At 27.7% G+C, this 21,223-nt stretch carries 20 protein-coding genes; 16 read left to right on the plus strand and 4 right to left on the minus strand.

Annotated elements, in window-relative coordinates; all coding sequences use genetic code 11:
* The first annotated feature begins 16 nt into the window (after window positions 1-16).
* The 3 genes from ACFIJ5_RS05965 to ACFIJ5_RS05975 are packed head-to-tail and all read left to right on the plus strand — an operon-like array spanning window position 17 to window position 3,804.
* On the plus strand, window positions 17-1,192 hold the full coding sequence (locus tag ACFIJ5_RS05965; RefSeq protein ID WP_379804994.1) for a M20 metallopeptidase family protein: 1,176 nt from the start codon (window positions 17-19) through the stop codon (window positions 1,190-1,192).
* 35 nt (window positions 1,193-1,227) lie between these two features.
* On the plus strand, window positions 1,228-2,181 hold the full coding sequence (locus ACFIJ5_RS05970; protein WP_379804996.1) for an RluA family pseudouridine synthase: 954 nt from the start codon (window positions 1,228-1,230) through the stop codon (window positions 2,179-2,181).
* An 18-nt stretch (window positions 2,182-2,199) separates the two neighbouring features.
* Window positions 2,200-3,804, plus strand: coding sequence for a putative polysaccharide biosynthesis protein (locus ACFIJ5_RS05975; RefSeq protein ID WP_379804999.1), 1,605 nt, complete (start codon window positions 2,200-2,202; stop codon window positions 3,802-3,804).
* Between the two features lie 75 nt (window positions 3,805-3,879).
* Here the strand turns inward: ACFIJ5_RS05975 and spoVB are convergent, their stop codons facing one another.
* Window positions 3,880-5,385, minus strand: a complete 1,506-nt coding sequence (gene spoVB, locus ACFIJ5_RS05980; protein ID WP_379805002.1) for a stage V sporulation protein B — start codon at window positions 5,383-5,385, stop codon at window positions 3,880-3,882.
* A gap of 67 nt (window positions 5,386-5,452) precedes the next feature.
* Window positions 5,453-6,628: a LysM peptidoglycan-binding domain-containing protein gene (locus tag ACFIJ5_RS05985; protein WP_379805005.1), complete on the minus strand. Its 1,176-nt coding sequence runs from the start codon at window positions 6,626-6,628 to the stop codon at window positions 5,453-5,455.
* A gap of 585 nt (window positions 6,629-7,213) precedes the next feature.
* Here ACFIJ5_RS05985 and ACFIJ5_RS05990 point away from each other — a divergent pair.
* From ACFIJ5_RS05990 to ACFIJ5_RS06050, 13 genes are all read left to right on the plus strand, one after another.
* Window positions 7,214-8,539 (plus strand): hypothetical protein, encoded by a 1,326-nt coding sequence (locus ACFIJ5_RS05990; protein WP_379805007.1) that lies wholly within the window; start codon window positions 7,214-7,216, stop codon window positions 8,537-8,539.
* 48 nt (window positions 8,540-8,587) lie between these two features.
* Window positions 8,588-9,301, plus strand: coding sequence for a zinc dependent phospholipase C family protein (locus ACFIJ5_RS05995; protein ID WP_379805009.1), 714 nt, complete (start codon window positions 8,588-8,590; stop codon window positions 9,299-9,301).
* Window positions 9,302-9,366: 65 nt separating this feature from the next.
* Window positions 9,367-9,900: a class I SAM-dependent methyltransferase gene (locus ACFIJ5_RS06000; protein WP_379805012.1), complete on the plus strand. Its 534-nt coding sequence runs from the start codon at window positions 9,367-9,369 to the stop codon at window positions 9,898-9,900.
* Window positions 9,875-11,623, plus strand: a complete 1,749-nt coding sequence (locus ACFIJ5_RS06005) for a B12-binding domain-containing radical SAM protein (RefSeq protein ID WP_379805014.1) — start codon at window positions 9,875-9,877, stop codon at window positions 11,621-11,623. The genes ACFIJ5_RS06000 and ACFIJ5_RS06005 overlap by 26 nt, the downstream gene beginning before the upstream one ends.
* Before the next feature lie 203 nt (window positions 11,624-11,826).
* On the plus strand, window positions 11,827-12,153 hold the full coding sequence (locus ACFIJ5_RS06010; protein ID WP_379805016.1) for an ATPase: 327 nt from the start codon (window positions 11,827-11,829) through the stop codon (window positions 12,151-12,153).
* Window position 12,154: 1 nt separating this feature from the next.
* A complete protein-coding gene (locus tag ACFIJ5_RS06015) occupies window positions 12,155-14,083 on the plus strand; it encodes a V-type ATP synthase subunit I (RefSeq protein ID WP_404661259.1) in 1,929 nt (642 codons plus the stop codon).
* A 48-nt stretch (window positions 14,084-14,131) separates the two neighbouring features.
* Window positions 14,132-14,635, plus strand: coding sequence for a V-type ATP synthase subunit K (locus tag ACFIJ5_RS06020; protein ID WP_379805020.1), 504 nt, complete (start codon window positions 14,132-14,134; stop codon window positions 14,633-14,635).
* Window positions 14,636-14,655: 20 nt separating this feature from the next.
* Entirely contained in the window at window positions 14,656-15,255 is a 600-nt protein-coding gene (locus ACFIJ5_RS06025; protein ID WP_379805023.1) for a V-type ATP synthase subunit E, read from the plus strand.
* Window positions 15,256-15,292: 37 nt separating this feature from the next.
* A complete protein-coding gene (locus tag ACFIJ5_RS06030; protein ID WP_379805025.1) occupies window positions 15,293-16,294 on the plus strand; it encodes a V-type ATP synthase subunit C in 1,002 nt (333 codons plus the stop codon).
* On the plus strand, window positions 16,281-16,595 hold the full coding sequence (locus ACFIJ5_RS06035) for a V-type ATP synthase subunit F (protein WP_379809553.1): 315 nt from the start codon (window positions 16,281-16,283) through the stop codon (window positions 16,593-16,595). Before ACFIJ5_RS06030 ends, ACFIJ5_RS06035 begins: the two co-directional genes overlap by 14 nt.
* 17 nt (window positions 16,596-16,612) lie before the next feature.
* A complete protein-coding gene (locus ACFIJ5_RS06040; protein WP_379805028.1) occupies window positions 16,613-18,388 on the plus strand; it encodes a V-type ATP synthase subunit A in 1,776 nt (591 codons plus the stop codon).
* Window positions 18,381-19,763, plus strand: a complete 1,383-nt coding sequence (locus tag ACFIJ5_RS06045; protein ID WP_379805031.1) for a V-type ATP synthase subunit B — start codon at window positions 18,381-18,383, stop codon at window positions 19,761-19,763. The genes ACFIJ5_RS06040 and ACFIJ5_RS06045 overlap by 8 nt, the downstream gene beginning before the upstream one ends.
* A gap of 2 nt (window positions 19,764-19,765) precedes the next feature.
* Window positions 19,766-20,410 (plus strand): V-type ATP synthase subunit D, encoded by a 645-nt coding sequence (locus ACFIJ5_RS06050; protein WP_379805033.1) that lies wholly within the window; start codon window positions 19,766-19,768, stop codon window positions 20,408-20,410.
* 62 nt (window positions 20,411-20,472) lie between these two features.
* Here ACFIJ5_RS06050 and ACFIJ5_RS06055 read toward each other — a convergent pair whose 3' ends face one another.
* Together ACFIJ5_RS06055 and ACFIJ5_RS06060 are read right to left on the minus strand one after the other, a co-directional pair.
* Window positions 20,473-20,727, minus strand: coding sequence for a hypothetical protein (locus ACFIJ5_RS06055; RefSeq protein WP_379805036.1), 255 nt, complete (start codon window positions 20,725-20,727; stop codon window positions 20,473-20,475).
* Between the two features lie 139 nt (window positions 20,728-20,866).
* Window positions 20,867-21,019 (minus strand): hypothetical protein, encoded by a 153-nt coding sequence (locus ACFIJ5_RS06060; protein ID WP_379805038.1) that lies wholly within the window; start codon window positions 21,017-21,019, stop codon window positions 20,867-20,869.
* Window positions 21,020-21,223 lie beyond the last annotated feature (204 nt).

Raw genomic sequence — 21,223 nt, forward strand, 5'->3', positions numbered from 1 at the left:
AGAATGGAGAGGTATTATGAAAAATTTATATGAAAATGCAATAGAAATTAAAAATGAGCTTATTAATATAAGAAGAGATTTTCATATGCATCCTGAATTAGATTTTGATTTAGTTAGAACTTCAGAGAAGGTTAAAGAATTCCTAGATAAAGAGGAAATAGACTATATAGAAACAGCTAAGAGTGGTATTTGTGCAATTATAAGAGGGAATGGAACTAAAACAATTGGTATAAGAGCAGATATGGATGCATTGCCAATTGAAGATAAAAAAAGTTGTGAATATGCTTCAAAAATAAAAGGGAAAATGCATGCCTGCGGACATGATGTTCATACTACTATACTATTAGGAACTGCTAAAATATTAAATTCTATGAAAGAGAAGTTAAAAGGAAATATTAAATTATTTTTTGAACCAGCAGAAGAAACTACTGGTGGTGCAAAAATTATGATACAAGAAGGAGTACTAGAAAATCCACATGTAGATGCTGTTATAGGATTACATGTGGAGGAATGGCTAGAATGTGGAAAAGTGGCTGTAAAGAAAGGAGTAGTTAATGCTGCGTCAAATCCTTTTACAATCAAGATATTTGGTAAAGGTGGACATGGAGCTAGTCCCAATTTTACAATAGATCCTATAGTAATAAGTGCAAATGTAATAAATGCACTGCAGACTATAATAAGTAGAGAGATTTCTCCTACAGATCCAGGTGTAATAACTATAGGAAGTATACATGGAGGAACAGCTCAAAATATAATACCAGAATGTGTAGAGATAAAAGGTATTATGAGAACTATGAAAAAAGAACAAAGAGAATATGTAAAGAAAAGATTTATAGAGGTTGTAGAAGGAATTGTAAGTTCAATGAGAGGAAAATGTGATATAGATATTGAAGAGAGTTATCCAAATCTATATAATAATAATGTGTTATTAAAAGATTTTGAGAAAGCAGCAAAAATTGTAGTTGGTGATGATAATCTAACATTACTAGATGAACCTACTATGGGAGTAGAAAGCTTTGCGTATTTTTCTATGAAACGGCCATCAATATTTTATTATTTAGGATGTAGGAATGAAGAAAAAAGGATAGTAAATCCTGCACATGGAAGTTATTTTGATGTTGATGAGGATTGTATACCAATAGGTGTAGCACTTCATTGCCAGTTAGCTATAGATTTATTAAATTCAAAATAAAAGAGTTAGTTTTATAAACGACAGGAGTGATACAAATGAAAATAGAAATAGGATCTAATGAAGCAGGACAAAGATTGGATAAATTTTCAAGAAAATGGCTTAAAGACGTTCCACTAGGAGCTATTTTTAAAGCTTTAAGAAAAGGTGACATTAAAGTTAATGGAAAAAAAGTTAAACAAAATTACAATTTGTGTGAAGGAGATAGTATTACTGCTTATGTAAAAAGTAATACACCAAAAAAGTCTTTTAATCATGTAGATAGTACTTCTTTAAAAATAACTTATGAGGATAAAAATATATTAATAGTAGAAAAATGGCCTGGAGTTTTGGTTCATTCAGATAGAAAAAATGGAAATCCAACATTAACAGATTATGTTTTGTCATATCTAAATGATAAGGGTGATTTTCTTCCAGAAAAAGAAGTTACATTTACTCCAGCGCCATGTAATAGACTTGATAGAAATACTTCTGGTATGGTTATATTTGGTAAGAATTTTGAATCTTTAAAGATATTAAATGAGATGATAAGAGAAAGAAAAACAAAAAAATATTATGTAGCACTAGTAGTTGGAAGAATAAAGGATGGAATTTATGAAGCATATATATCTAAAGATGAACAAAATAATATTTCTAAGGTATATGATACAGAAGCATATAATACTAAAAAAATTGCAATGAGTGTTAAGACATTAGAGAGTGTAGGTTCATATTCTTTCATTGAGATAGATTTGTTAACTGGAAGAAGTCATCAACTTAGAGCTCATTTAAGTTATTTAGGTAATCCAATAGTTGGAGATTTTAAATATGGAAACAACAAATTAAATAGTTATTTCGAAAATAAGTATGGCTTAGGCTATCAGTTTTTGTATGCATATAAGCTAATTTTTAAAGAGTGTTTTGATAAATTAAAATACATGGAAAATAAAACAATTTCAGAAAGTTTACCACCAATATTTAAGAAAATAAAGAAGGATGTATTTAAATTTTAATGATATGAGGTGCTGTAAATGAAATCTCAATCTACAGGCAAGGGTTTTGCAATATTATCTTCAGCACAAATAATTTCTAGAATAGTATCAATTTTATACTTGCCTTTTTTGATTAATATTTTAAGTGAAAAAGGATATGGTATATATGGTTCAGCATATATTATATTTTCATTTATTTATGTAATAACTAATGCAGGTATACCGGTTGCTATTTCAAAAATAATGTCAGAATTTATAGCAGTTGAAAATTATAAAGATGCTATTAAAAGCTTTAAAATGGCAAGAGCTATCCTTATATTTCTAGGTATAGTAATGTCAGTTTTAATGTTTTTTTTAGCAGAACCTTTGTGCAATATTACACAATCACAGTCAGCCGTATTATCAATAAAGGCTTTATCACCTACTATATTTTTTACCTCTATACTTAGCGCTTATAGAGGTTATTTTCAAGGTAGGGCTAATATGATTCCCACAGCAATTTCACAGGTTATAGAGCAAATTGTTAATATGATTTTTAGTCTTGTATTTGCTGCGTTATTAATGAAATATGGGCCAGAGGTAGGAGCTGCAGGGGGAACCGTTGGTACGTCATTAGGTGCTTTAGTGGCATGTATATATCTAATTATGGTATATAATAAAAATAAATACATAAAAGTATCAAAGAAACATAATGTAAGAAGAAGACCTAGACATACAAATAAAAGATTATTTAAAAAGATAATATATTATGCACTACCTATGGTAGTATGTGTTGGTTTGCAAAATGCTGGAACACTTATAGATTTATGGAATGTTAAATCAAGACTTATTGCAGCAGGATTTGCTGCTCAAAAGGAAGTACGATTTGGTTGGTTAACTAAATATAATAGTTTAATCAATGTTCCTATTGGAATTATTGGTTGCCTTCAGGCGGCTCTTCTTCCTGCTATATCAGGGGCAGCAGCTGTGAATAATAAAAAAGAGGTAGAGCGTAAAATTAACTATGCATTTAGAGTATGTTTTTTAATTTCCGTTCCATCTGCTTTTGGACTTGCTGTGTTAAGTAAACCTATTTATTTACTTTTACACATACATGGTGGAGATCAATTGATGTTATTAGGAGCAGTTGTCGTTATATTTTGGTCTGCTGTGCAAATACAAACTACGATTCTTCAAGGACTAGGAAGACTGTACATTGTTACGCTTTACGCTGTACTAGGTTTAATTTGTAAAATAAGTATAAATTATGTTTTAGTAGGAATTCCTAAATTAAATATTTTAGGAGCTGTTTTTGGAAATATGGCATGTTTTATTGTCCCATTAATTTTGAACTATTTTACTATAAATAAAATATTAAAGATTAAAGTGAATTTAATTGGCAGTATGAAAAAACCTATTTTTGCTTCAATAATTATGAGTATAGCAGCGTTTACTAGTTGTTTTGGTTTGGATTATTTATTTTCACTTATAAATGAAGGATATTTAAGTAATGCTGTGGCTACTATAATATCCATTGGAATAAGTGGTTTAATTTATTTATATGTATTGATATGTATAAAAGGAATTACAAAGAAAGATTTGGATGTCATACCAAATAAAATTAGAAAAGTGATTCCTAAAAAATTTATACAAAAGATGAGATAATAGATTATATAAAAATAAGAATTTGAACTTTAAAGAGTATTCTTTTAAAGTTCAAATTTTATTTTTGAATAATGGTTATTTATTATCATTTTCATTAAATATAGCTGTAGCAAATATAAAAGTAGCAAAACCTATTATTAGTAATGAGAGACTTTTTATAACAGAATTTTGATTTGGAAGAATTGTATTCAAAATGCGTAGTATAAGATATACAAATATTCCAAGTAAGATATCTATAATAAGATTAACTGTTGAGAAATCTAGAGAATAATCTTTTTTTATTTCAATCATATTTAAAAATAGCACGGTAGATGAAGTTATTATAATACTTATACCAAAACCATATATATTTATAGAAGGCATACCACATAGAACATATATTAGAAACAATTCGATTAAAGCAGATAAAACAGAATTCTTTAAAACTACTTTCTGTTTACCTAATCCGTTTAATATTCCAAAAGTAGTAGCAGAAACGTAGGAAATAGGAGTACTTAAAGCTGCTAATTTAATGAACTCACCTAAATCATTTCTTTTAAAAAATAATTCACCTAAACTATTTGGGAGACTCATACAAATTACAAGTGTTGAAAGCCCTATAATAAATGCTATTTTTATAACTTCCACAAAACGCTTTTCTAGCAGAGCATAGTTACCTTTACTTAAGTTTTCAGAGATATTAGGGATTAATACCGTAGATATAGACATAATTGCTATAAAAGGGAAAAAGGTAATACTCATTGCCATACCAGAAAATTTACCTATAATAGCTAATGCTTTACCATGGGGTATACCTGCAGCTATTAATCTTTGAGGAAGAAGTAAGGTTGAAGCAGTTGATAACCCAGTGGTTAATATTCCGTTAATACAAAGTGGAAGAGATATTGCTAATATACCTGATAGTAATTTAATGCCTTTTTCTGACTTTGAGTAAGATATTGTGTATTTAAATTTATTTTTTTTATAGAAGCAAAATAATAATATAAAACTTACAAGTTCACCAGCAGATAAGGCCAAATAAGTTACAGTTACAGTTCTAGTTATCTCATGTAAATTTAAAATAGTGATTATAGAAACAATCACAGTCATTCTTATACCCTTTTCACAAATATCTATTACAGATGGTATTGTCATTTTTGAGATACCATAGAAATATCCTTTTAAAATAGCAGATAAGGCTATAAAAACAATAGCAGGGCAAATTAGCCATAAGGAGTATAGAGCTCTATTATCTTTTATTACAGTATTGCATATAAGAGGTGAGAAAAGAAATAGAACTAAAGCAATTAGTACTGACCACACAAGATCAAAAATTAAACAGATTCTTATTGATTTATGTAAGTTAGCAAAATCATTTTTACTGTAAAAAGAAGCACACTCTTTTGAAACAGCAGTAATCATACCACCACACACAATAACTGCAAAAAAATCATATACAGGCATAATTAAGGAATAAAGCCCCATACCTTGAGCACCTAACTTACAAGATAAAATTATGGAAAACATAAATTTTAATATTCCTGTTATTAAATTAGAAAAAGTAAGTATAATTGAGTTTTTATAAAAATTATCTTTGGACATAAAACCCCTCACATAAATGTTGACATTAATATTTATGTGAGGGATTCAAATTATATTCTATTTACTTTTAACGTCCGCTTGCTTTAAATACATTTGATTGATGTGCTGAGTCCATTGTATTATTTACATGGCTTGTACTATTGTAGAAATACATATCAAAATGACCAGAAACTCCATTGTCATATATATTAGTAGTTGAATGAGGCATTCCAGTTAAACTTACAGCAAGTTGGTATTTAACTCCACCTTGTGTAAAGTATAGAACCATAGGTCTTTTATATGACCAAGACCATGTAGGAAAAATTTGTTTCATTTTATTTGTATCCTCTTTAGTTAATGGTACTATATCTGCGTGATTTGAGCCGCCATAGTATTTAACATTAAAACTTATACCAGTAGAAGTATCTTTTAGAGTACCTACGGTATCAACTGTAAATATTCTTCTAGCATTTTCCCATGTATATATATCACCATAGTAGTCGTTGACTCTTTTAGCATACATGGATATTCCAATAGGTTTAACAATTTCAGTTGAGTTTACTGGGATTGTTAAAATTTGGCCAGGCATTATAATATTGCTAGAAAGCATATTACTTTTAACTATAGCATCCATGGAAGTATTAAATTTTTCAGATATTGACCATAAATTGTCACCAGATTGAACTGTATAGTTTGTTGTTTCTACATTTTTTATATCAGATGAATTATCTTCAATTAATAAATTTTGCCCAATATATAAGGAACTAGGATTTTTAAGATTATTTAATTCAATAATAGAAGATGTTGAAGTATTGAATTTTTGAGCTAATTTCCAAAGAGTATCTCCACTTTTTATTGTGTAAGTTATAATATTTGAGTTTGTACTTCTATTATCAATTAATAAATTTTGCCCAATATATAATGGAGTAGAATCTTTGATATTGTTTAGATGAGTGATAGAAGATACTGAAGTATTAAATTTTTGAGCTAATTTCCAAAGAGTATCTCCGCTTTTTACTGTATAGTTTACGATATTTAAATTTGTATTTTCGTCAATTAATAAATTTTGATTAATATATAAAGAGTTAGCATCCGTAAGGCTATTTAATTGAGAAATAGAAGTTGTAGAAGTATTAAATCTTTGAGCTAATTTCCAAATAGTATCCCCACTTTTTACTGTGTAGTTTATAGTTTTAGCTTGTACAATTGGAGTGGAAAGTAACAGAAAAGACATTAAAAGAACAATTAACTTTTTTGATTTCATAGTGTTACCTCCTTCTTTTTTGAGTGTAGTTAACATTATAGTACATAAGTTTGAAAAAGTATTTAGAAGTTTAGAGGAAGTATAAGAATAATAATGCAGAAAATATATATATTATTAATGATTGAAATATTATAGAACATATTGGTACAGTATAGAGTTGTAGTGTAATTTTGAGTTTTATAAAATTGAAATTATACTATAAAATGTAGGATAATAGATTTAAAAAATAAAGAAAAGTTTAATGCATTATCAGAGGTGGAGAAGGATCATGTTATTATATTTTCAGGACAAAAATAAAGCTTATGTTAGATAATATAGAGTAAAAAGTATAAAATATAAAGAAAAAATAAGGAAGATTTTAAAAATCAAGATTTTGAAAATTCATCAATTATAAAAAGTTTTTTGTGAGAAAAACATCATTATTTGTTCTTTTAACTTTAATATTTATACTTTAGTTAATGATTTGGTAGTTGCGAAAGTTGAATAAATTATTATTAATTTTGGTTAAAAAACTAACAGTACTATACATATACTTTCATTTATTAAAATATATATTAAGTGAGAATAATTTATATGGAGAGGGATATGAAACGTTTTTTTAGGTCAATTTTAGTAATAGTAGTTTTAGTAATAGTAACTTTAAGTTTTGATAAATTTTATAAAAGTGATAATTTTAAGTTGAAGTATATTGATAAAAAAATTGATAATAATATAATGTTTAAGGGATTGAATGGCGCAGTAGATTTTACTGTGGATAATGAAAAAAATTATTATATAGCATATAAAAATAAAATACAGGTAATAAATAAAAATGGAAAAAGTTATAACTTGATATTGAATAAAAATCTAGATATAAGCAGTATAGAATTATATGGAAAAACACTATATTATATATCTGGATGCAGGTTATATTGTTATGATATAGCAAGTAAGAAAGAGAAGTGTTTAATTAATAATATACCTAATTTTGGTGATTATAAGAATAGTAAAATAAAAAGAAAAGATAATTATTTATATATAACTATTGGTTCTTCCACTAATTCTGGAATTGTTGGAAAAGACAACGAATGGATAAAAGAAAAACCGTATAATTTTGATATTTCTCCAAAAACTATAATATTAAAAGGAATGAATTTTGGTGCACAAAAAAGTGGAGCTTTTGTTTCTTATGGTACACCAAACATAAAAGGACAGATAATACCAGGGCATTTCCCAGGAAATGCATCGATTATAATTTATAATTTAAAAAGTGGTGCATATGAAACATATAGTTGGGGAATTAGAAATGTACAAGGATTAGATTTTAACAGTGAAAAAAAGTTGTTTGCTATAGTTGGGGGAATGGAAAATAGAGGATTAAGGTCTATAAAAGGGGATGTAGATTATATTTATGAGATTAAAAAAGATATATGGTATGGATGGCCGGATTATTCTGGAGGAGATCCAATAACATCACCAAGATTTAAAGACAAAAATGATAAGAAAATTCAGTTTATTCTTGATAAACATCCGTGCACAAATCCACCAGCTCCAGTGTATCAACATAAAGAAGTAAGTTCATTAGAACATTTAGCAATTGATAAAAAAGGAGTACTTGGATCAAAAGATTGTATGTATTTTTATAGTAATTTAGATAATAAATTATATAGTTTAGATAAAAAAGGTATATTAAAACAAAAAGTGATTTTTAATAAGAATTGTAATATAGTTGGTATAAAATTTTTTGGTGATAATATTTTTTCGTTAGATGCAAGTAATGGATTTTTATATCAATTTAAAGCTAAAAGTACTAATGAATTTAAAGGTGATTTTAATAAAATAATTATGTATTATATGCTAATAATATTAGTTGTATTAATTACTATAATATTGGTTTTCCAAAATCATAGTAAAAAAGAAACAATTAAGTAATAATATCTATATTTTAAAATTATAAGAGAGGAGATTTTGTTTTAGTAAATGAGAAGAAAAATAGAAAAAACATATGGTAAAACTGTTAAAGGAGTAATGCATGTAATAAATCCCTTAAAGAAGAAGATAATAAAAACTTTTTGTACAGTTCATAAATATATAAACATAAAAGCTGTTGAAATATTAAAGATAAATGACCACATTGATGAATATGAATTCTATAAAAATAATATACGAACTCTTAATGAGGGAGTTATGTGGGCAGATCAAGATTTTAAGAGTACAAATCATTTCTATCATGTGGTAAAAGGGAGAGGATTATTTGGATTTTCAGATGCATTGACAGAATGTAAGAGGTATTATGATAAGTCAATATTATTTTTAAAACAGAAAAATTTAAAAAAGTCAATATTTTATCTTGGAGCAGCATGTCATTTAATTCAAGATGCAACAGTACCACAACATGTAAATAATAAATTGTTAAAAGAGCATAGAAAATTTGAAGTTTGGATAACAAGTAAACTAATGAATGATTATTCTTTTGAAGAAGAGAAGAAAATAAAAAGGTATGACACGATAGATGAGTATATTAAGAATAATGCTGTATTAGCATATAATTGTTATAAAAAGTATGTAAATATAAAAGAAAAAGAAGAAAGATATGAAAAAATATCAAATACAATAATTAGAGAAGCTGAAAAAACAACAGCAGGATTTTTAGTAGACTATTATGCTGAGTATAAAACGATTTTTCCCATTTAGTGGAAGAAATCGTTTTTTTATACTATAATAGTGTTATACTTTAATGAAAAGAAAGGGGATAGAAAATGCAAGAGAGAATTTTAGATATTCGGAAATACAAATTTGATGGAAATATATTAGATATTGGGTACGATAACTATGGAATAGTTTATAATTTGTGCAAAAAAAATAGTGAAAAGTTAGATATAGAATATGCAGATGATAGAAGTAAAAAAGATTGTATAAAAAATAACATGTATGATTATTGTATATTATTTTTTGCCTTGAAAAATATATGGCCAAGTTATAGAAAAAAAAGTATATTTAATTTAATATATAATCTTTTAAAGGAAGATGGGAAAATATATATATGGGATATTGATAAAGGTTTTTGGAAAAGTTTTAAATCTAATATAAAAGTAATAATATCAGATAATAAAGTAAAAAACATAAATGTAAGAGATTATAATATTTTTTCTAATAATTCAAAACAAAATATTATAAAGATAGTTAGTGAAAAATTTGATATAATTGACTTTGATTGCAATTGTGATATGTTTTATATAAAAGCTAAAAAGAAAGGATGTTGTATTGATGAAAGTATTATTAGTAGCAATTAATTCCAAATTTATTCACAGTAATTTAGCTGTAAGATATCTAAAATCTTACACAAGGGGGTTAGATTATGAATGTGAAATTGTAGAGTTTTCAATAAATGATCTTAAAGATAAGATTGTAGAAGAAATAATAAATAAAAAACCAGATATAGTAGGTTTCTCTTGTTATATTTGGAATATAGAATATGTTAAAAAAATATCAAAATTATTAAAATTAGTAGATGTGAATATACAAATATTTGCAGGAGGACCTGAAGTATCTTTTGATTGTGAAAAATTTTTATTAGAGAATTCAGTAGATTACATAATACAAGGAGAAGGAGAAGAGACATATAGAGAATTTATAGAAAATAAGATAAAGGAAAATGTGAGTAAGAATTTAAAAAATGAAAATATTGATGAAGTACAAAATATAAAAGGAATCTATTCAAAATATAAAGGGAAAATTTTTTATGGCGGTATTAGAGAAATTATGGATATGAACAATATAGTTTTTCCATATAATAAAGATGATAATTTAGACAATAAAATAGTATATTATGAAGCTTCAAGAGGGTGTCCTTTTGGATGCAAATATTGTTTATCTTCTGTAGACAGAAAGGTCAGGTTTTTGAATATAGAAAGAGTAAAAAAAGAATTACAATTTTTTATAAATAAAAAGGTTAAATTAATTAAATTTGTAGATAGAACATTTAATTGTAATCCTAAATTTGCAAATGAAATTTGGAAGTTTTTAATAAACCAAAAGGAAGATATAAGAACTACTTTTCACTTTGAAATTTCTGCAGATATTTTAACAGAAGAACAAATAGAGATGTTGGCAAAATCTCAAAATGGAAGATTACAATTTGAGGTAGGAGTTCAGACAACTAATAATGAAATATTAAAAAATATTAATAGACATGTTAATTTTCATAGTATTAAAACAAAAATAGAAGAAGTAGAAAAAGTAAGAAATGTAAAGCAACATTTAGATCTTATAGCAGGGCTTCCAGGAGAGGATATTAAATCCTTTAAAAAATCTTTTAATGAGGTGTATTCTATAAAACCAGAAGAAATACAACTTGGTTTCTTAAAATTACTTAAGGGTTCTCCAATGATAAGAGAAGCTAGTGAATGGGGAATGGTATATTCACCGTATCCACCTTATGAAATATTAAAAACTAAAGATATTAGCTATGAAGAATTACGTATGTTAAAAAAAGTTGAAAAGATGGTAGATAAATATTACAACACGAATAAATTTAATAATATATTAAAATATTTTGAGTTGTTGTATAAGAAACCATTTGATTTTTATTATGATCTTGCTATGTTTTTTGAAAGAAAAGGATATTTTAATAGAAATATATCTTCAGCTGATTATTACAAAGTATTTTTGGAATTTAATTTTGAAGAATTAAAGAAAAATAATGAGGAATTAAAAGAAATTATAAAGTTTGATTATTTGCGATTTAATAAAAAGAAATGGCTTCCACAATTTTTATATAGAGAATCTGATAAAAAGTTAGAAAAAAAAGTTAAAAAAGTAATTAGAGATAAAAAAATAATTATATGTAAAAATATTCATATAGAAAAATTCAATATTGATATATATAAATTTATAAATACAGGAATAATACTTAAAGGTAGTACATATATAGCTTTTAATGAAGAAAATAATAGTGAATATAAGGATATAACTATAATATGGGAAAAATTAATCAGTGAAATTGAAGAAAAGTAAGTAAATGAATAAAAAATAGTCAAAAAAATGACGTAAATTAAGATAATTAAATTTAATTTATTTAATAGTTCTTGAAATTTTGTTTAAAAATAAGTATAATAAAGTTGTATTCAATACTACATAAAGTACTATAAATGCATAGAATACTAGGCATTTATTATTATTTAACATCTTAACAGTTACTAATAAAAGGTGGTGATATCTTGGGAATAAACGCAATAAAAGAAATTAAAGATGCTGAAAATAAAGCTGCTGAAATTGTAAAAAATGCAAAGGTAGAAGGTAAAGACATAATAAAAAATGCTAATGAAAAAGCTTTGCAGCAATATGAAAATATTATTAATTCCGCTAATAATGAGGTTGAAAAGCTCATGGAAAATGCTGTAAAAGAAGGGGAAGAACAATCTAAGCCAATATTTGAAAAAGGTGAAAAAGAGGGAGAAGAAATTTTAAATACTTCTGATGAGAAAATTAGTAAAGCAGTTAATTTAGTGATTGAGAGGATAGTGAAGTGTAATGGCAATAGTTAAAATGAATAAATTTACATTATTTGCTCTAGAATCACAGAAAGAAGCTTTACTTGAGAATCTTCAGAAATTTGAAGGAGTTCACTTTTCTAACCTTCAAGATGAAGTTTGCGATGAAGAACTAAGTTTTTTAAATCCAGATAAGGAAGATGAAAAATTATCTGATTTTACTGAGAAGCTATCTCAAATAAATTTTGGTATAAATTTTTTAGAAAAGTTTATAGAACCTGAAAAAGGTTTTAAAAGTTTGTTTGAGGGTAAAAAACAATTAAGTTATAACGAATTAAAAGTTAAGGTTAGAAATTCTAATTGGTATGAAACATATAAAATACTCAAGGGAAAAGATGACAAGATTAATGAGTTAAAAAATGAAATTACTAATTTAGAATCAGAAATTGAGAATTTAGTTCCTTGGAGTAACTTAGATGCTTCTTTTGGTGATTTAAATAATTTAAAATTTTGTTCAAGTTTTTTAGGTATAATTCCTGAGCAATTTAAAGATAACTTAATAAATGAATTAAGTTATATTGATAGTTATTATATTGAAGAAATAAGTAGAGATAGAAATGAAGTAAATATACTTGTAATAGCATATAAGAGCGACATAGATAAGGTTGATGAGATATTAAAGAAAAATAACTTTAGTCAAATAAATTTTAAATATCAAAAAACACCTAGAGAAATAATTTCTAATTTAAGAAAAAAAATGAAGGAATTTGAAAAAGAAAAAGAAAAAGTTACAAGTGAAGTTACAAATTTTACTAAAGAAATTATAAATTTAAAATGTGCATATGAATATTTTAATAATGAGCTAATAAAAGCTAGAGCATGTGAAAATTTTGTTAAAACTGAAAAAGTATTTGCAATTGAAGGATGGATTCCTTTACAAAAAAATAGTGAATTAGAGAAAATAGTTAAACATAATTGTGCCGAAAATTATTATATCGAATTTTGTGAAGCATGTGAAGAGGAAAATGTACCCATTTTATTAAAGAATAATGGATTTACAGAAGCATTTGAAAGTATTACTGAGATGTATAGTCTTCCATCTTATAAGGAAATTGATCCAACACCAATACTTGCAGTCTTTTACTTTATTTTCTTTGGTATGATGCTTTCAGATGGAGGTTATGGTTTAATAATGGTAATTGGCTCTGCTTTAGCACTTAAATTGTTACCTTTAGAAAAAGCTCAAAAGAATTTTGCTAAATTATTTTTATTTTTAGGTATTTCTACAATGTTTTGGGGTGCTTTATATGGTGGATGGTTTGGAGATGCACCAAAGGCATTATTGGGTATACAAGTACCAAAACTTATTGATCCTGGAACTGGATTAATGAAGATAATGGTTGTATCAATAGTGTTTGGATTAGTTCATATGTTTATTGGTTTAGGAATCAAAGCGTATGTATTAATTAAAAACAATAAATACAAAGATGCATTTTGTGATGTAGTGTTTTGGTATTGTGTATTAATAGGTGGAATATTAATGGCAGTACAAGTTGGAGGTTCTTTAGGAAAAATATTATTGGTAATAGGTATTTTAGGATTATTCCTAACTCAAGGTAGAGAAGCACCAACTATTGGTGGAAAAATTGGTGGAGGAGTATATGGAGTATATGGTATAACTGGTTATTTTGGTGATATTGTATCATATTCAAGACTTATGGCATTAGGACTTGCTACAGGATTTATAGCTTCGGCTTTGAATATGATAATAAATTTAATACCAGCTCCCGTTTCTTATATTGTAGGTCCAATATTATTTATTTTACTTCATGCATTCAATTTAGCAATAAATGCATTAGGATCATATGTACATGCAGCAAGATTGCAGTATTTAGAGTTCTTTAATAAGTTCTATGAAGGTGGAGGAAAGAAGTTTACTCCATTTAAAACAATAAGTAAATTTGTAAAAATTACTGATAAATAAAACTATTTTATAAATAAAAAAAGAAATTACAGATTAGGAGGAATAAATATGTCAAATGAAGTTTTTAAAACATTCATGGAGTTTTTAAATCAACACGGAGGATTGTTATTTGCACTTTTAGGTGCAGCTTTAGCTACAGCATTACCTGGAATAGGTTCTGCAAGAGGAATAGGATTAGTAGGTCAATCAGCATCAGGAGTAATTACAGAAGACCCAGATAAGTTTGGTAAATCAATTATCCTTGATGTATTACCTGGTACACAGGGATTATATGGATTTGTTATAACACTTATGATTCTTACAAAAATCGGTATATTAGGTGGAAGCACTCCAGATTTAGGAACAGGATTCTTTATTTTCATGGGTTCATTACCTATTGCTTTAGTAGGTTGGAAATCAGCTATAGCACAAGGTAAAACAGCAGCTGCATCAACTTCAATATTAGCAAAAAGACCAGAGCATGTTATGAAAGGTGTTATATATGCTGTAATGGTTGAAACATATGCACTACTTGCTTTTGTTATATCACTATTTGTAGTTTTAAATCTTTAATAGTATGGAGTGATGGCTAAATGTCAAATTTAAATAATTTAGTTACAAAAATTTTGGATGATGCAAAACATAGTGCTGACGCAATTATTACAGATGCAAAAGCAAAAGAAAAAGAAATTGTAGACAAGAAAGTTAATGAGGCAAATATTGAACAAAAAAATATAGTAGAAAAAGCTAAAATAGAATCTCAAAGTAAGAAGGAAAGAATAGTTTCTAATGCTCAATTACAAGTTAGAAATAAAAAATTAGATTCAAAGCAACAAGTAATAGACAAAGTATTTGAAAAATCATTAATTGAGCTTATTAATCTTTCTAAAGAACAATATTTAGATTTTATTAAAAATTCAATATTAGCTCTTCCAATTGATGGTGATGAAGAATTAATAGTTAAGGATGAAGATAAATCAAAAATAGATACTGAATTTTTAAATGATTTAAATGAACAATTAAAGAAAAACAACAAAAAAGGTGAAATTAAATTAAGTGATGAAGTAAGAAATATTAAAGGCGGATTTATCTTATACAAAAATGGTATAGAAATTAATAATTCTTTTGAATCATTAGTTACTGCATTAAGGGATGAACTAGAATATGATGTTGTAAAAATATTATTTAATTAAATTGTTATTATGCAATTAGGAAGGTGGAGAAGCCTAGATGGATAGAACTATTTATGGTCATGCAGTATCAAGACTTAAAGTATTAGAAACTAGGCTCCTTGATAAAACTAAAATTAACAGAATGATTGACAGTTCATCCGCTGATGAGGCTTTAAAGGTGCTTAATGAAACCGAATATGCTCATTATGTATCAAATTTAAAAAGAGCTGAAGATTATGAAGTTATTTTGTCTGAGGAGCTTGATAGAGCATATAAACTTATGTATGATGTAACTCCTAATAAAGCAATAATTGATGTTATAAGTTTAAAATATGATTATCATAATATTAAAGTATTGCTAAAGGGAAATGCATTAAAAAAAGAACTTGATTATCTTTTGGTTTCTGTTGGAACTGTTCCAACAGAACTGTTGAAGAAAAGTATTTCTGAAGAATATTATGGAGAGTTATCACCTGTAATGAGAGAAGCTATTGAAAAGACTTTGCTAGTTTTCAATGCTGATAATGATCCGCAAAAAATTGATATTATTCTAGATAAGTATATGTATACTGAAATGCTTTCTAAAGCTTTAAGTGTTGAAGAAGAATACATTGTTGATTTTGTAAAAATTCAAATAGACATAACTAATATAAAAACATTATTAAGAGTAAAAAAGCAAAATAAAGATAGAGAATTTTTAGATGAAGTAATAATTAGAGGCGGTAAGATAGATAATGATATATTTATAAATTCATTAAATGATTCAATTGAAAACTTTACAAATAAAATCTCTCATACAGATTATTATAATATTCTTAAAGTATCAATGGACGAATCAGGTAAAAAAGGAAGTATAAATATATTTGAAAAATATTCTGATAACTTCATTATGAATTATATAAAAGAAGCAAAATATGTTAGTTTTGGTCCACAACCAATACTTGCGTATATATTTGCTAAAGAAGCCGAAATTAAGGCTATAAGAACAGTTATGGTTGGTAAACTTAATAATATCGCTCCTGAGATAATAAGGGAAAGGCTGCGTGATATTTATGTATAAATTAGGTGTAGTAGGAGATAAAGATTCTATCTTAGCATTTAAAGCTTTAGGAATAGATGTTTATCCAGTAGTTGAACCAGAAGAAGCAACTAAAACTATTGATAGAATGGCAATGAAAAATTACGCAGTTATATTTGTAACGGAGCAGGTAGCAAAAGATATAGAGGAAACTATAGAAAGATATAATAGAGAAGTTTTACCAGCTATCATATTAATTCCAAGCAATCAAGGATCACTTAATATTGGAATTCAAAGAATTAGTGATAATGTTGAGAAAGCGGTAGGTGTAAATATTTTATAGGAAGGTAGGTAGGTAACTTGAAAGTCGGAAAAATAATTAAAGTTTCAGGTCCATTAGTAGTTGCTGAAAATATGGATGAAGCTAATATATATGACGTTGTTAATGTTGGAGATAACCGTCTCATTGGTGAAATAATAGAAATGAGAGGCGACAAGGCATCTATTCAGGTTTACGAGGAAACTTCAGGTATAGGACCTGGAGATCCAGTTTATACTACTGGAGAACCTTTAAGTGTTGAACTTGGACCAGGATTAATCGAGTCTATGTTCGATGGAATACAAAGACCACTAGATGCTTTCATGGAAAAAGCTAAAAGTTCATTTTTAACTAAAGGTGTTTCAGTTACATCATTAAACAGAGAAAATAAGTGGGATTTTAAACCAACAGTTAAAGTGGGAGATAAAGTTTCATCTGGAGATGTAATTGGAACAGTGCAAGAAACAACTGTAGTCTTACATAAGATATTAGTTCCTTATGCAGTTGAAGGAACAGTTAAAGAAATAAAAGAAGGACAGTTTACAGTTGCAGATACAGTTTGTATTGTGGAAACAGAAAAAGGTGACAAAGAGTTAACACTTATGCAGAAATGGCCTGTAAGAAAAGGTAGACCATATTCAAGAAAATTAAACCCAGTTGAACCAATGACTACTGGTCAAAGAGTCATAGATACATTTTTCCCAGTAGCAAAAGGTGGAGCAGCAGCAGTACCAGGACCTTTTGGTGCAGGTAAGACAGTTGTGCAACACCAAATAGCTAAATGGGGAGATGCTGAAATAGTTGTTTACGTTGGATGTGGAGAACGTGGTAATGAGATGACAGACGTTCTTAATGAATTTCCAGAGCTTAAGGACCCAAGAACTGGAGAAAGCTTGATGAAGAGAACAGTTCTTATAGCTAATACATCTAATATGCCCGTTGCAGCTAGAGAGGCTTCTATATATACTGGTATAACTATAGCAGAATATTTTAGAGATATGGGATATTCAGTTGCTATAATGGCAGATTCTACTTCTCGTTGGGCAGAAGCATTAAGAGAGATGTCAGGAAGACTTGAAGAAATGCCAGGAGACGAAGGATACCCAGCATATTTAGGATCAAGACTTGCAGATTATTATGAAAGAGCTGGTAAAGTTGTATGTTTAGGCTCAGAAGAAAGACAAGGTGCAGTTACTGCAATTGGTGCGGTATCACCTCCAGGAGGAGATATTTCAGAGCCGGTTACACAATCTACATTAAGAATAGTTAAGGTGTTCTGGGGATTGGATGCTCAACTTGCATATAAGAGACATTTCCCATCTATTAACTGGTTAACATCATATTCTTTATATTTAGACAAAATGGGAGTTTGGATGGATAAAGAAGTTTCACCAGATTGGTCAGCTTTAAGAACAAAAGCTATGGTATTACTTCAAGAAGAATCAAATTTACAAGAAATTGTAAGACTTGTAGGTATAGATGCATTATCTGAAAAAGATAGATTGAAACTTGAAGTTTCTAAGTCTATAAGAGAAGATTATTTACAGCAAAATGCTTTCCATGAAATTGATACTTATGCATCTTTACACAAACAATATAAGATGTTAAAGTTAGTTCTTCAATTTGGAGATGATTCAAATAGAGCACTTGAAGCTGGAATTCATTTAAGTAAGATATTAGATTTACCTATAAGAGATAAAATTGCAAGAAGTAAATATATCCCAGAAGCTGAAATAAGCAAAATAGATGAAATATCAGATGAATTAAAAAATGATATCGATAAGCTAATCAGCGAAGGAGGGGTTCTAGATGCTTAAAGAGTATAGAACAGTTACTGAAGTTGTAGGTCCTTTGATGGTTGTTGAAGGTGTTGAAGGTGTAAAATATGACGAACTTGTTCAAATAGAATTACAAACAGGTGAAAAAAGAAGAGGTAAGGTTTTAGAAGTAAATGGCGATAAAGCTATGGTTCAGTTATTCGAAGGTTCAACTGGAATTAACTTAAAAGGAACAAAGGCAAAATTTTTAGGAAGACCACTTGAAATTGGTGTGTCTGAAGACATGTTAGGAAGAGTATTTGATGGAATGGGAAGACCAAAAGATAATGGTCCTAAAATTATTCCAGAAGAAAGACTAGATATTAATGGTGAAGCTATAAATCCTGTTGCTAGAGATTATCCATCAGAGTTTATACAAACTGGTGTATCAGCTATAGATGGTTTGAATACATTAGTTAGAGGACAAAAACTTCCTGTTTTCTCAGGAGCAGGTCTTCCACATGCTGAATTAGCTGCCCAAATAGCAAGACAGGCTAAAGTTTTAAATTCTGATTCAAAATTTGCAGTTGTATTTGCTGCTATAGGTATAACATTTGAGGAAGCTCAATTCTTTGAAGATGAGTTTACTAAAACAGGAGCTATAAATAGATCAGTTTTATTTCTTAATTTAGCTTCAGACCCAGCTATAGAAAGAATAGCTACTCCAAGAATGGCATTAACTACAGCAGAATTTTTAGCATATGAAAGGGGAATGCATGTTCTCGTTATTATGACTGATATAACTAATTACTGTGAAGCTTTGCGTGAAGTTTCAGCAGCTAGAAAGGAAGTTCCAGGTAGAAGAGGATATCCAGGATACTTATATACAGACCTTTCAACTTTATATGAAAGAGCTGGAAGACTTAGAGGTAAAGAAGGATCAATAACACAAATCCCAATTTTAACAATGCCTGAAGATGATAAAACTCATCCAATTCCAGACTTAACTGGATATATAACTGAAGGACAAATAGTTTTATCAAGAGAACTTTATAAAAAAGGTATTATGCCTCCAATTGATGTTTTACCTTCTCTTTCAAGACTTAAAGATAAAGGTATAGGAAAAGGAAAAACAAGAGAAGATCATGCAGATACTATGAACCAATTGTTTTCTGCATATGCTCAAGGTAAGCAGGCAAAAGAACTTGCTGCTATATTAGGTGAATCTGCGTTGTCAGAAACAGATAAAAAATATGCTGAGTTTGCAGAAAAGTTTGAAGAAAAATATGTAGCACAAGGTTTTGCGGCTAATAGAAGTATAGAGGAAACTCTTGATTTAGGTTGGAAACTTCTTAAGATATTACCAAGAACTGAACTTAAGAGAATTAGAGACGAATATCTTGAGAAATACATTGATAATAGAAAGGATGATTAGCCATGGCTAGGCTAAATGTAAATCCTACTAGAATGGAGCTCACAAAGCTTAAAAAGAGATTGAAAACAGCTGTAAGAGGACATAAGTTATTGAAAGATAAGCAAGATGAACTTATGAGAAGATTTATTGATATGGTGAAATATAACAATAAATTAAGAAAAAGTGTAGAAAAAGAATTAGAAGGTTCTTTTAAGGATTTCGTTATGGCAAGAGCTGTAATGTCTTCGGAATTTTTGGAAGAAGCCATTGCTTATCCTAAAGAAAGTATATCAGTTGATGTGAGCCAAAAAAATATAATGAGTGTAAATGTTCCTGTAATGCAGTTTAAAAGAAAGTTAGAGGGCGATGAAGGAAGTATATATCCTTATGGATTTGCAAGTACTTCTGCAGAACTAGATGGAGCTATAGAAAAGTTATATGGAATACTTCCTAAACTTTTAGAACTTGCTGAAGTAGAAAAGTCTTGTCAACTTATGGCCGATGAAATAGAGAAGACAAGAAGAAGAGTTAATGCTCTAGAATATATGACTATACCTCAACTTCAGGAAACTATAAAATATATTCAAATGAAACTTGATGAAAATGAAAGAAGTACTTTAACTAGACTTATGAAAGTTAAGAGTATGATGGAAGAAGCAAAAATGTAGGTAAAAGCTGAAACTATTTTAAGTAGTTTCAGCTTTTAAAATTTAAATAATTCAATTTTCTGCTATTGTTCGTTAATCATATTTAGTATTTTTTGAGCAGCTAAGTCAGCATTAAAAGTATCATCAATTTCAGCTTTGATATTTTCACTATAATTTTTTGCTTCTCCAGTTAAATATGTTATTTCAGCAGTAGTACTGTTAACTTTTTTAATTACTTGAGCTATATCGCCTTTTTTAACTACGATATATTTTCCATTTGGAAGTTTGATTTTATGAATTTTTTTAAAAACTATTTTTTGCCCTAATTTAAGTTTCATTATATCACCCCTATTATATATGAATATATTATGTTAAAAATAAAATTATATTTAGAATAACATAATAATAAATCGTAGAGAAGAACGAAATACTTTATATCATATATGCTAAAATAGAGTTTTTTAAAGTGAAAAAATTTTAATTAGGAAGTGAAATACCTTTACATCCAAATATTGTACCTATAAAAGGTAAGTTAACTTTTTTATAAATATATATTTCATCTTGAATAGTTAGAGCTTTACTAATAAAAACTTTTACACCTTTAAATTCAAATGTTTTATAGTATTCCATATTAGATGGGTAATCTGAAATCTCAATCCAGAGATTTCTTATTGGAACACCGCCTCAACCACAGGAACTTGTAATAGGTTTTATTATAAAGTTTGAATTTTTGTTTAAAACTATTTTTAAAGCTTTTTCTTCTATTTTCAACATAATTATCACCATCCATAAAATTATTGTATACCCATACTAGGTATATAATAATTTTATGAT

It is taken from the genome of Haloimpatiens myeolchijeotgali (assembly GCF_042688525.2).
Classification (GTDB): Bacteria; Bacillota; Clostridia; order Clostridiales; family Clostridiaceae; genus Haloimpatiens.